The sequence below is a fragment of the Oleiagrimonas citrea genome, assembly GCF_012395255.1.
Taxonomy (GTDB): Bacteria; Pseudomonadota; Gammaproteobacteria; order Xanthomonadales; family Rhodanobacteraceae; genus Oleiagrimonas; species Oleiagrimonas citrea.
The window spans coordinates 98960-111153 of sequence record NZ_JAAZQD010000003.1 but is presented as its reverse complement, the minus strand read 5'-3'; the positions used below and the strand labels follow the sequence as shown (position 1 = coordinate 111153).

Below are 12194 nucleotides of genomic sequence, written 5' to 3'. Positions count from 1 at the left end.
ACGTCTACGTATGGGAGGAGACGATCATGCTGTCCTTGCGCCAAACCCTCGCCACCGCCGCTTTGCTGCTCGCCAGCCTTCCGGCCCTGGCCGCCACCCACTCGCCCGTGGGCACCTGGAAGACCATCGACGACGACACCGGCCAGGCCAAGGCCATCGTCCAGCTCACCGAGCACAACGGCGTGCTGGAAGGCAAGATCCTGCAGGTGCTGAAGTCCGACGATGGCCCGCATCCGCTGTGCAAGAAGTGCGACGGCAAGCGCCACAATCAGCCCATCGAGGGCATGACCTTCGTCTGGGGCCTGACCCGCGACGGCGACGAGTGGGACGGCGGACGCATCCTCGACCCCAAGACCGGTAAGATCTACAAGGCCAAGATGGAACTCGTCGACGGCGGCCAGAAGCTCAAGGTTCGCGGCTACATCGGTTTCTCGCTGCTCGGGCGCACCCAGATCTGGCTGCGTCATGACATGCCGAAACCGGCGATGACGCCCGCACCGGCCGCCAGCCCCGACATGCACCCGGACGCGACAAGCGCCGACCAGGGCTGACCGCCTCGCGACACCCACACGAGGCCGGAGCGACGCACGCCGCTCCGGCCTCATGCGTTTGCGTCATGCCTCCCGCGCTGGTCGGCGCTCGGCCCTCCCTGCCATAATGTGCTGCTTGACCCGCTGCACCGGAACGTGAGCATGAATCGCCGCATCCTGGCCACCTGCGCCCTCCCCTACGCCAACGGTCCGATCCACATCGGGCACATGGTCGAACACGTCCAGGGAGACATCTGGGTGCGCGCCATGCGCATGGCCGGAAACACCGTGCATTTCGTCTGCGCCGACGATGCCCACGGCACGCCGATCATGCTGCGCGCCGAGCGCGAGGGGATCACGCCCGAACAGCTGATCGCCGAGAGCAACACGCAGCACCAGGCCGATTTCCGCGACTTCGACATCGGCTACGACCATTATTCGAGCACCCACGGCCCGACCAACCACGCGTTGACCGTGCGCATCTACGAGGCGCTGCGCGACGCCGGCCACGTCGAGTCCAAGTCGATCCGCCAGTTCTACGACCCGGATCGCGACATCTTTCTGCCGGACCGCTTCATCAAGGGCGAATGCCCGAACTGCCACGCCAAGGACCAGTACGGCGACTCCTGTGAGGTCTGCGGCAAGACCTACGCGCCGACCGACCTGATCGAACCGTATTCGGTGATCTCCGGCGCGCGCCCGGTGGAACGCGATTCGGTGCACTACTTCGTCCGCCTGGGTGACTTCGAGTCCATGCTGCGCGAATGGCTGGCCGAACGCCGCGAAGCCGGCGGCCTGCAGAGCGAGGTCGTCAACAAGCTCGAGGAATGGTTCACCGACGGCCTGCGCAGCTGGGACATCTCGCGCGACAAGCCCTATTTCGGCTTCGAGCTGCCGGATGCGCCGGGCAAGTTCTTCTACGTCTGGCTCGACGCGCCGGTCGGCTATCTGGCCAGCTTCAGCGACTACGCCGACGCCAACGGCCTGGACAAGAACGCCTTCATCGAACGCGACGCGGCCGCCGAGGCCGGCACCGAGATGGTGCACTTCATCGGCAAAGACATCACCTATTTCCACACCCTGTTCTGGCCGGCCATGCTGCACGGTGCCGGACTGCGCACACCGACCGCGGTCAACGTGCACGGTTTCCTGACCGTGAACGGCGCGAAGATGTCCAAGTCGCGCGGCACCTTCATCAACGCGCGCACCTATCTGGATCATCTGGACCCGGACTACCTGCGCTACTACCTGGCCGCGCTGCTGGGGCCGACGCTGGCTGACCTGGACCTGGACTTCAAGGCCTTCGAGGACCGCGTCAACTCGCACCTGGTCGGCAAATGGGTGAACATCGCCAGCCGCTGCGCCGGCTTCGTGCACAAGCTGTTCGACGGCAAGCTGACCGCGACCATCGATCCCGAGCTGCGCCAACGCTACGACGATGCCGTGACGCGCCTGGACGCCTGCGCCGGCCTGTACGAGAAGCGCGAGTACGCGCACGCCATGCGCACCATCATGAGCGTAGCCGATGATACCAATGCCTGGATCGCCGAGCAGGCGCCGTGGAAGATGGCCAAGGACGACAGCCTGCGCGAGCAAACGCACCAGGTCTGCTCGATGGCGATCAACCTGTTCCGCCTGCTCAGCGCCTGGCTGAAGCCGGTCGTGCCGGCCACCGTGGCGCGTGCGGAAGCCTTTCTCGCCACCGAAACCGCCGCGTTCGCCGATGTGCGCGAACCGCTGACCGACCACGCGCTGGCTCCGTTCCAGCCGCTGATGACCCGAATCGACGCCAAGAAAATCGAAGCCATGATCGAAGACGCCAAGGAATCCCTCGCCCCCGCCGCCGCATCGGCGCCCGCTCCTGCTCCCGCGCCGGCCAAGGCCGAAGAGAAAGAGTCGGCCACTATCGGCATCGACGACTTCGCCAAGCTCGACCTGCGCGTCGGCAAGGTCGTGGTCTGTGAGCACGTCGAAGGCGCGGACAAGCTGCTGCGCTTCGAACTGGACGCCGGCGACCTGGGCACGCGCCAGATCTTCTCCGGCATCAAGGCCGCCTATCCGGAACCGGAGAAGTTGATCGGCCGCAACGTCGTGTTCATCGCCAATCTCGCCCCGCGCAAGATGCGCTTCGGCATGTCCGAGGGCATGATCCTGTCCGCCGGCGAAGGCGGCGCGGATCTCAACGTGATCGAGGTCGACGCCGCAGCCAAGCCCGGCGCCTCGGTGCGCTGAGTTCCGCGACATGCGTGGACGCCTCGCCCGCATCGCTGTCCGGCTCGGATCGAGCCTGCTGCTGATGTTCGCGGGCGTGGCGGCGCACGCTGCGGGCGCACCCGCAAAGCCCTGCGACGCATCCACTGTCGACGCCATCCTGCAGCGCGCCTACCCGCGACACGCTGCGCCCGATCACATCGACCGCCGCCGTGTGGTCTGCGCGGCGCGTCCTGCGCAGACCTGGCTGGCCGTGCCGCTGATGGCCCAGGCCTTGAATGCGCCGGATGAAGGATTCCGCAACGGCGACCTGGAACTGCTGGTCGCCGATCCGACCTCGCACCGCCTCATCGCACGATTGCGGCTGAAGAACCGCATGGATGAAGACGCCATCGAAGTCGAGCGACTTTCCCTCGAACGGAAAGCGTACGACCTCGCCGCCGGCACCCGAGCGGTCGGCCTGCGCATCGAACGCGCCAACCGGTCGCGCATCAGCCCACTCGGTGAAACGACGCTGTCCCTGGTCGTGCTCGATGGCGACCGACTGAAGCTGGTGCTCGACGGCCTGGTCGTGGCCCAGCACAACGGCGAGATCGACGGTCCCTGCAAGGCACGCTTCACGAACATCGAGCGACGCCCGTCCCTGTCCTCGTCACGCTTTCAGGGCATGGCCAATCTCGACATCGCGGAAATCACCACGATCCGCTATCGCAGCCAAGGCCCCGGCGGCGCCTGCCGCGAACTGCGCAGCGAACGCAGCACGCGTCGTCGCACGATGGTCTACGACGGCCGCCGCTACCCCGTTCCAGTGGACTGGCAGCCGCTGAAGTAGCGTCGCCGATCAATTGCGCACGTAGGTGACGAAGAACCCCTCCAGATCGCCGTTCTCGTTGTAGGCCACCATCTGCGCGAAGTGATAGCCCTTGGCGGCGTACTCGGCGTGCGACTTGGTCAGCTTGCGCGCCATGTGGTTCTTGCGCATGCCGAACGTGGCGTCGACGAACACCGTGACGGTGTGCGGCTGATCGCCCGAACGGGAGCGCGCGAAGGCGCCGGTGGCGACCAATGAACCACCGATCAGGCAAGCCACGAGAAAGATCAGGGCGGCGATGGACAGTCTCGATTTCATGCTCGTGCTCCGTTGGGCGACAATGGACCGATCCTAACGGACTTGTTTCCGCGTGACTGACGATTCCATGAACCTCGCCGACCGCATCGACGCCCTGCTGCCACAGACGCAATGCGAGCAATGTGGCTACCACGGCTGCCGCCCCTACGCCGAGGCCATCGCGGCCGGCGATGCCGACATCAACCAGTGCCCGCCCGGCGGACAGGCTGGCATCGAGAAGTTGGCCGCGCTGCTGGATCGCGCCGCGAAACCACTGAACCCCGAGAACGGCGTCGAAAAGCCGCGCACACTGGCACGGGTGATCGAGGCCGACTGCATCGGCTGCACCAAATGCATCCAGGTCTGTCCGGTCGACGCCATCCTCGGCGCCAGCAAGCAGATGCATACCGTGTTGAGTGACCGCTGCACCGGCTGCGAGCTGTGCGTGCCGGCCTGCCCGGTCGACTGCATCGCGCTGGACCCGATGCCGCCCGAGCAGCTCGACCAGGCGCACGCCGACGCCGCACGCGAACACTTCCGCCAGCGCGAAGCACGGCTGGCGCGCAATCGCCGCGAACGCGAGGCCCAACTCGCCGCGCGCAAGGCGGCCATGCACGCACCGGCCGAACCCGCGACCGGCGACAACGGCATCCGTAAGACCATCACCCGCAGCGCGGTGCAGGAAGCCATTGCGCGCGCCAAGGCCAAACGCAAAGGAAACCCATCGTGAAGCGAGCCGATGTCGAGGAACTGTTCCGCCGCCTGCGCGAACTCGATCCGAATCCGACCACCGAACTCGAATACAACACGCCCTTCCAGCTGCTGATCGCGGTGATCCTGTCCGCACAGGCCACCGACGTGGGCGTGAACAAGGCCACGCGCAAGCTGTTCCCGAAAGCCGGCACGCCGCAGGCGATCCTGAAGCTGGGCGAGGAGGGTCTGAAGCGCTATATCAACACCATCGGGCTGTACAACGCCAAGGCCAAGAATGTCATCGCCACCTGCCGCATGCTAATCGAGCAGCACGGCGGCGAAGTGCCGCGCGATCGCGCCGCGCTGGAAGCGCTGCCGGGGGTGGGCCGCAAGACCGCCAACGTGGTGCTGAACACCGCCTTCGGCGAACCCACTATCGCTGTCGACACGCACATCTTCCGGGTCTCCAACCGCACCGGCCTGGCGCCGGGCAAGACCGTCAACGCAGTGGAGCAGAAACTGCTGAAAGTGGTGCCGAAGGAATTCATGCAGGACGCACACCACTGGCTGATCCTGCACGGCCGCTACGTGTGCAAGACGCGCAAACCGGATTGCCCGAACTGCGTGCTCGCGGACCTGTGCCGCTTCAAGTCGAAGACCAAGGCCGACGCCTGAAAAAGGAAACGGCGGGCTGCCTGCCCGCCGTTTCTCCTTCCATGGGAATCTTGCTCGACGCAGGCGTCCTGCCTGCGGGACCATCGTGGTCCTTTTATGTTGCAGCCTCGTGAAGCTCAGAACTTCACTTCGCCCCACACACCGATCTCGTCGGTCTTGGTGTTGGCGACGTGGATCGGCAGCGGCGTGGCGGCGGTGTAGTTGCCCTTCTCGTGCTTGTACACGGCGGCCAGCTTGAAGCCCTTGGTCACCTGGAACTCGACACCGGCGTTGTAGTAGGTGTCCTTCTTGGCCGAATCCAGATCCTTGCTCAGCTTGGCGTTGTCGTAGCGGGCAAAGGCAGTCACGCCGTCGGAGATACCGACGCTGGCCCACAGCGAGTAACCGTCGGCCTTGTCGGTGGTCGGGGTCATCACGTTGTTCCAGTTCTTGGCGTTGAAGTATTCGCCACCGATACGGAAACGCTTGCTGGCGTAAGCCACCATCAGATCGCCGCGCGAAGCGGTGTTCTGCGCACCCATGGTTTGGGTGTCCTGACCGCGCTTGCCGGAGTAGCCGCCGGCGGCGATGACCAGGCCATCGATGGGCATGATGGCCACGCGACCTTCGAAGTCAACGCTCTTGCTGCGACCCGGGTGCTTGTAGCCGCCACCGTTCACCACCGCTGCCTCATAGCTGAACATGCCGCGCTGACCGACCTTGCCGCCCAGGTGGATGCCCCAGTCGGCCGAGTTGGCGAAATGCAGGCGATCGGTAATGGTGTTTTCGACGTAGCGGAAACCGTACATGTTCTCGACGAACGGGATCCAGGGCATGTCGGCCGAACCGATGCGCAGCACGGCGGCGTCGCTGAACTTGCCCTGCACGTAGGCCTTCTTCACGAACAGATTGGTCTCACCGTCGTTCGACACGTAGTTGAAGTCGGTGGTCAGGTTGGCCGACCACACATCGTCGAACTGGTGGCTGACGCTGAGGTAGAAACGCTTGACGTCCGTGCCGGTACCGGTCTTGTCGGTCTTGCCGGTATCGCTGTTCTTCTGGTCGATGTGGGTGACATCGAAATACATCTTGCCGCCGATGGTGGTGTCACCGGTGGCGGCATGGGCGGTCACGCTGGCCGCGCTCAGGGCGACGGCGATAGCGGTGGCGACGAGTTTGCAACGCATGGGAAGGACTCCTTCGTTTGAATCTGCCGGCGAGCACGACACGGCGTCGTGCTACCCCTCGATGAGCATCAACGGTCTTGTTAAATCGCCGTGATGCCGCGCAGCATGACGGCGAAGTTTGACCGTTGTGTTGGCGATAGATGACGAATTGATGACAGCGAAACGCCCGACACCTCCCCGGACCGCACTGCAAAGGAACTGTCATGTTGCGCTGGCAGGCTCCACGTACGCACTGCGCGCCGCACGCGTGTCATCAAGGAGTTCACCGTGATCGCAACCCGCCCGCTTTCCCTGTTCCTCGTCGCCTGCCTTTCCGTGCTTTCGGTCTGCACCGTCGCCCATGCGCAGGCAAAGCCGAAATCGGCGCCGCTGGAGGAACGCATGTCGCATGCGGAATTCCTGCGCCTGGGACTGGACAAGCTGACGCCGGCGCAACTGAAGGCGCTCAATACCTGGCTGCAGACGCACGGCGAGCGCGGCCCGTCGATGGACGACTTCGTACCCGCACGCAGCGCACGTGCATCGCACGACGACACCGGCGACGCGGATATCCACTCCCGCATCGCCGGCACGTTCCGCGGCTGGGATTCCTACACGGTCTTCACGCTCGCCAACGGTCAGCGCTGGCGAGTCAGCGAGGACAGCCAGATGACCATGCACAGCATCGACAACCCGAAGGTCACGCTGCGCAAGGGTTTCCTGGGCAGCTGGCTGCTCAGCGTGGATGGCGCGCGGGAGAGCGTGCACGTGACACGCGTGCGCTGACCGCCCCGCTGGCGGCACAGTCCGGTCCGCTTGACCGGACTGGTATGCTGCGCCGATGGACACTACCTCCTCCAAGCCCGTGACCCGCATGGTCGATCGCTTCCGCGGGTTCCTTCCCGTGGTCGTGGACGTGGAAACCGGCGGTTTCGATCCGCAGCGCGACGCGCTGCTGGAAATCGCCGTGGCCGTCACACGCATGGACAACGAGGGCACGCTGCGTTTCGACCCGCCCGTGCTGGCACGCGTCCAACCCTTCGAGGGCGCCAATCTGGACCCGCGCGCGCTCGAAGTGACCGGCATCGACCCCGATCATCCGCTGCGCGCCGCCGTGACCGAACGCGAAGCCCTGGACATGGTGTTCAAGCCGGTGCGCGAAGCGGTCCGCGCCAGCGGCTGCCAGCGCGCGGTGCTGGTCGGTCACAACGCCGCCTTCGACCTCGGCTTTCTCAATGCCGCCGTCAACCGCTGCAATCACAAGCGCAACCCGTTCCACCCCTTCAGCTGCTTCGACACCGCCACGCTGGGCGGCCTCGCTTACGGGCAAACGGTACTGAGTCGCGCCGTGCAGGCCGCCGGTTTCGATTTCGATGCGCGCGAAGCGCATTCGGCGGTATACGATACGGAACGCACTGCCCAGCTGTTCTGCACCATCGTCAACCGCTGGAAGGAACTGCAGGATCTGGAGCGCGACCACGTCGGCCTGCGCATGTCCTGACTGCTCACGCCCACGCATCATGCCCATCTATGAGTACATCGCATCGACCGAACGCGGCTGTGAACGCTGCCGCGCCGGGTTCGACCTGCTGCAACGCCTGAGCGACGCCCCGCTGCAGCAATGCCCGCACTGCGGCGCACCTGTCCACCAACGCATCAGTGCCCCCACCGTGGTCGCCGGCAACAGCCACCGAACCAGCGAAAGCCATCTCGAAAAGCACGGCTTCACCCAGTACCGCAAGGTCTCCAAGGGCGTCTACGAGAAAACCGCGGGCAAGGGACCGACGCATATCGCCGACGACGGCAAGTGATGACACTTCGCCGCAGCCCGCATAAAAAGTGCAATGAAATCATGTTTCTTCGAATGAAACATGACACCCTTTCGCGATATGCGGGCGCTTTGTTTCAGGCGCTGTCATACAGCTGAAACACTAAGCTCATTTCATTGCAACACGCAACACCTACAAAGGCAGCAGGCAGGCATTGCCTTCAGACCGCAAACCGAGGAGTTACCGTGTTCAAGTCCATGAAAACGCGCATCGCCATTGTTGTCGCTGCCGCTACCCTGTTCAGCGCGGCCGCAGGCGCTACCGACATCACCGGTGCCGGTTCGAGCTTCGTGTACCCCGTCCTGTCCAAGTGGTCGGCCACCTACGCCGAGAAGACGGGCAACCATATCAACTACCAGTCCATCGGTTCGGGCGGCGGCATCGCCCAGATCAAGGCCGGTACCGTCGACTTCGGCGCGTCCGACAAGCCGCTGAGCGAAGCCGACCTGAATGCCAAGGGCCTCGGCCAGTTCCCGATCGTGGTCGGCGGCATCGTGCCGGCACTGAACGTGCCGGGCATCAAGACCGGCCAGCTGGTGCTGGACGGCCCGACCCTGGCCAAGATCTTCCTGGGCAAGATCAAGACCTGGAACGATCCGGCCATCGCCAAGCTGAACCCGGGCGTGAAGCTGCCGTCGATGCGCATCAATGTCGTGCATCGCTCGGACGGTTCGGGTACCTCGTTCAACTTCACCAACTTCCTGTCCAAGGTCAGTCCCGAGTGGAAGAGCCAAGTCGGCGAAGGCACCGCGGTCAAGTGGCCGACGGGCATCGGCGGCAAGGGCAACGAGGGCGTCTCCGCCTACGTCGGTCAGTTGAAGGGTTCCATCGGCTACGTCGAGTACGCCTACGCGCTGAAGAACCACATCAATTACGCGCTGATGAAGAACGCCGCGGGCAAGACCGTGAAGCCGGACAGCGAGACCTTCTCCGCCGCTGCCGCGACGGCCGACTGGTCGCACGCCAAGGACTTCCACCTGATCATGACCAACGCTCCGGGCGCCAACGCCTGGCCGATCACCGCCACCACGTGGGCGATCATGTACAAGAAGCCGAAGAACGCCGCCAACACCAAGGTCGTGTTCGACTTCTTCAAGTGGTCCTACGAGCACGGTCAGAAGCAGGCCGAGTCGCTGGACTACGTGCCGCTGCCGGACAGCCTGGTCAAGCGCATCGAGAACTACTGGAACACGCAGTTCTCGAAGTAAGACCCCAAGCTCCGGTATCGTTACGATGATACCGAGCCAGCAAGGCGACACGCCGGGTTCCTCCGGCGTGTCGCGTTTTCGTCTAACGGATCGCGGAATGCCAAGCCCACGATGAACGCTACCAGCCTCCCCGCCGAACCTCGCGAAAGCGACCAGCGTGCCCAGCGCGACGCTCGTCACGACCGCATTTTCCGTCTGATCCTGAAAGCTTGCGCACTGCTCGTGCTGCTCGCACTGCTGGGCGCCGCTGCCTCCACGCTATGGGGCGGGCGCGAAGTGCTGTTCGGCCATACCTGGGAATTCCTGACCACATCGGACTGGAACCCGGTCGAGAACAAATACGGTGCGCTGGGACCGATCTTCGGCACACTGGTCACTTCGATCATCGCCATCGTGCTCGCGGTGCCGATCAGCTTCGGCATCGCCCTGTTCCTCAGCGAGATCGCGCCAAGCTGGCTGCGCACGCCGGTGGCCACGGCCATCGAGCTGCTGGCGGCGATCCCCTCCATCATCTACGGCATGTGGGGCCTGTTCGTGTTCGTGCCCTTCATGGCCGATCACGTCGAACCCAAACTCAGCGCCACGCTCGGCCAGCTGCCGATCATCGGCGCGCTGTTCGACGGCCCGCCGCTGGGCCTGGGCATCCTCACGGCCGGCATCGTGCTGGCGGTGATGATCATCCCGTTCATCTCCTCGGTCATGCGCGAGGTCTTCCAGACCGTGCCGACGCGGCTGAAGGAGTCGGCCTACGCGCTGGGCTCGACCAAGTGGGAAGTGGTCTGGGACATCATGCTGCCCTACACCCGCTCGGCCGTGATCGGTGGCATCTTCCTGGGCCTGGGCCGCGCGCTGGGCGAGACCATGGCGGTCACCTTCGTGCTCGGCAACTCCTACGACATCCAGGCCTCGCTGCTGATGCCGGGCACATCGATCTCCTCGTCCATCGCCAACGAGTTCAACGAAGCGGTCGGCACGCACCGCTCGGCGCTGATCGCGCTCGGCTTCCTGCTGTTCGTGGTCACCTTCATCGTGCTGATGATCGCGCGGCTGATGCTGCGCCGACTGTCGCGCAAGGAGGGCAACTGAGATGTCCGCCATCTACCGCCGCCGCTACGCGACCAATATCATCGCGCTGACCCTCAGCGGCATCGCCACGCTGATCGGCCTGACCTTCCTGGCCTGGATCCTGTGGATCACCATCAGCCGCGGCATCAGCGCCGTCGGCGTGCCGCTGTTCACCAAGATCACCGCCTACGCCGACCAGGGCGGTCTGGCCAACGCCATCGTCGGCAGCATGCTGATCGACCTGATGGCGATCCTGATCTGCGCGCCCATCGGCGTGCTGGCCGGCACCTATCTGGCCGAGTACGCGCGCCGCACCAAGCTGGGTTCGGTGATTCGCTTCCTCAACGACATCCTGCTGTCAGCGCCGTCGATCGTGCTGGGCCTGTTCGTGTACGTCATCGTGGTGCTGCCGATGACCTCGATCACCAACGGCTCCGTCAGTTTCTCGGCCTTTGCCGGCGCGGTGGCCCTGGCCCTGATCGGCCTGCCGGTGATCGTGCGCACCACCGACGAAATGCTGCAACTGGTGCCCGGCACCCTGCGCGAAGCGGCGCTGTCGCTGGGCATCCCGCAGTGGAAGCTGACCGTGCAGGTGCTGATGCGCGCCTCCGGTTCCGGCATCGCCACCGGCGTGCTGCTGGCGCTGGCACGTCTGGCCGGTGAGACCGCCCCGCTGCTGTTCACCGCCTTCGGCAACAACTACATGGCCTACGGCCTGCTGGACAAGATGGCCAGCCTGCCGGTGTCCATCTACCAGTACACCAACGACCCCAACCCGGCGATGCATGCCATCGCCTGGGCCGGCGCGCTGCTGATCACGCTGTTCGTGCTGGCGCTGTCCCTGCTGACCCGACTGTTTTTCGCGCGCAAGAAGGTGAACCATGACTAGCTTCGCCGCCACTCCGCCCACCACGGCCGACGCCCAGACCACGACGGCGTCGCGTACCCGTATCCAGGTGCGCGGTCTGGACTTCCACTACAACGGTTTCCATGCCCTGAAGCAGATCAGCATGGACATCCCCGAACGCAAGGTGACCGCCATCATCGGTCCCTCGGGCTGCGGCAAGTCCACCCTGCTGCGCGTGTTCAACCGCATCTACGCGATCTACCCGGGCCAGGTCGCCAGCGGCGACGTGCTGCTGGACGGCGAGAACATTCTCGATCCGCGCTATTCGATGAACCGTCTGCGCAGCAAAGTCGGCATGGTGTTCCAGAAGCCGGTGCCGTTCCCGATGACCATCTACGAGAACATCGCCTACGGCATTCGCCATCACGAGAAGCTCAAGCGCAAGCAGATGGAAGAGCGCGTCGAGGAAGCCCTGCGCAGCGCGGCGCTGTGGGACGAGGTCAAGGACAAGCTCAAGCAGAGCGCCCTGGGCCTCTCCGGCGGCCAGCAGCAGCGCCTGTGCATCGCCCGCGGCATCGCCCTGAAGCCCGAAGTGCTGCTGCTCGACGAACCGACCTCGGCGCTGGACCCGATCGCCACCGGACGCATCGAGCAGCTGATCGAGGAACTGAAGAAGACCTTCACCATCGTCATCGTCACCCACAACATGCAGCAGGCGGCACGCGTGTCCGACCACACTGCCTTCATGTACATGGGCGAACTGATCGAGTTCGGCGATACCGAGAAAATCTTCACCAAGCCCGACAAGAAGCAGACCGAGGACTACATCACCGGCCGCTTCGGCTGATTCGAGTACGCTGCCCGCCTACCGCGCGGACCACAC

Annotated in this window: 14 protein-coding genes; 12 read left to right on the top strand and 2 right to left on the bottom strand. The window is 64.6% G+C overall.

The annotated features are described in order from the left end of the window. Nucleotides 1-26: 26 nt before the first annotated feature. From HF690_RS07590 to HF690_RS07580, 3 genes are all read left to right on the top strand, one after another. On the top strand, nucleotides 27-551 hold the full coding sequence (locus HF690_RS07590) for a DUF2147 domain-containing protein (protein WP_113063413.1): 525 nt from the start codon (nucleotides 27-29) through the stop codon (nucleotides 549-551). 141 nt (nucleotides 552-692) lie between these two features. Beyond that, complete coding sequence (gene metG, locus HF690_RS07585) at nucleotides 693-2762, top strand: methionine--tRNA ligase (protein ID WP_168609025.1); 2070 nt, start codon at nucleotides 693-695, stop codon at nucleotides 2760-2762. Nucleotides 2763-2772: 10 nt separating this feature from the next. Then, nucleotides 2773-3573 carry a PA3715 family protein gene (locus HF690_RS07580; RefSeq protein WP_168609024.1) on the top strand — a complete coding sequence of 267 codons (801 nt, stop codon included), beginning with the start codon at nucleotides 2773-2775 and terminating at the stop codon, nucleotides 3571-3573. 9 nt (nucleotides 3574-3582) lie between these two features. Here HF690_RS07580 and HF690_RS07575 read toward each other — a convergent pair whose 3' ends face one another. Beyond that, complete coding sequence (locus HF690_RS07575; RefSeq protein WP_168609023.1) at nucleotides 3583-3870, bottom strand: hypothetical protein; 288 nt, start codon at nucleotides 3868-3870, stop codon at nucleotides 3583-3585. Between the two features lie 67 nt (nucleotides 3871-3937). Between HF690_RS07575 and HF690_RS07570 the strand changes: the two genes are divergently transcribed. Next, nucleotides 3938-4579: an electron transport complex subunit RsxB gene (locus HF690_RS07570; protein WP_168609318.1), complete on the top strand. Its 642-nt coding sequence runs from the start codon at nucleotides 3938-3940 to the stop codon at nucleotides 4577-4579. After that, nucleotides 4576-5217 carry an endonuclease III gene (gene nth / locus HF690_RS07565; protein ID WP_168609022.1) on the top strand — a complete coding sequence of 214 codons (642 nt, stop codon included), beginning with the start codon at nucleotides 4576-4578 and terminating at the stop codon, nucleotides 5215-5217. Before HF690_RS07570 ends, nth begins: the two co-directional genes overlap by 4 nt. A gap of 116 nt (nucleotides 5218-5333) precedes the next feature. Here the strand turns inward: nth and HF690_RS07560 are convergent, their stop codons facing one another. Then, entirely contained in the window at nucleotides 5334-6383 is a 1050-nt protein-coding gene (locus HF690_RS07560; protein WP_113063420.1) for a porin, read from the bottom strand. 267 nt (nucleotides 6384-6650) lie between these two features. On the opposite strand from HF690_RS07560, the gene HF690_RS07555 reads away from it, so the two are divergent. From HF690_RS07555 to pstB, 7 genes are all read left to right on the top strand, one after another. Continuing rightward, a complete protein-coding gene (locus HF690_RS07555) occupies nucleotides 6651-7148 on the top strand; it encodes a hypothetical protein (RefSeq protein WP_168609021.1) in 498 nt (165 codons plus the stop codon). A gap of 55 nt (nucleotides 7149-7203) precedes the next feature. After that, nucleotides 7204-7863 carry a ribonuclease T gene (gene rnt / locus HF690_RS07550; RefSeq protein ID WP_113063422.1) on the top strand — a complete coding sequence of 220 codons (660 nt, stop codon included), beginning with the start codon at nucleotides 7204-7206 and terminating at the stop codon, nucleotides 7861-7863. A 19-nt stretch (nucleotides 7864-7882) separates the two neighbouring features. Then, a complete protein-coding gene (locus tag HF690_RS07545) occupies nucleotides 7883-8173 on the top strand; it encodes an FmdB family zinc ribbon protein (protein WP_168609020.1) in 291 nt (96 codons plus the stop codon). 203 nt (nucleotides 8174-8376) lie between these two features. Further along, nucleotides 8377-9399 carry a phosphate ABC transporter substrate-binding protein PstS gene (gene pstS, locus HF690_RS07540; protein WP_338042889.1) on the top strand — a complete coding sequence of 341 codons (1023 nt, stop codon included), beginning with the start codon at nucleotides 8377-8379 and terminating at the stop codon, nucleotides 9397-9399. A 111-nt stretch (nucleotides 9400-9510) separates the two neighbouring features. Beyond that, nucleotides 9511-10485, top strand: a complete 975-nt coding sequence (gene pstC, locus HF690_RS07535; RefSeq protein ID WP_113063424.1) for a phosphate ABC transporter permease subunit PstC — start codon at nucleotides 9511-9513, stop codon at nucleotides 10483-10485. A gap of 1 nt (nucleotide 10486) precedes the next feature. Continuing rightward, nucleotides 10487-11353, top strand: coding sequence for a phosphate ABC transporter permease PstA (pstA, locus tag HF690_RS07530; RefSeq protein ID WP_168609018.1), 867 nt, complete (start codon nucleotides 10487-10489; stop codon nucleotides 11351-11353). Further along, nucleotides 11346-12158 (top strand): phosphate ABC transporter ATP-binding protein PstB, encoded by an 813-nt coding sequence (pstB, locus tag HF690_RS07525; protein WP_113063426.1) that lies wholly within the window; start codon nucleotides 11346-11348, stop codon nucleotides 12156-12158. Before pstA ends, pstB begins: the two co-directional genes overlap by 8 nt. The last annotated feature ends 36 nt before the right edge of the window (nucleotides 12159-12194 follow it).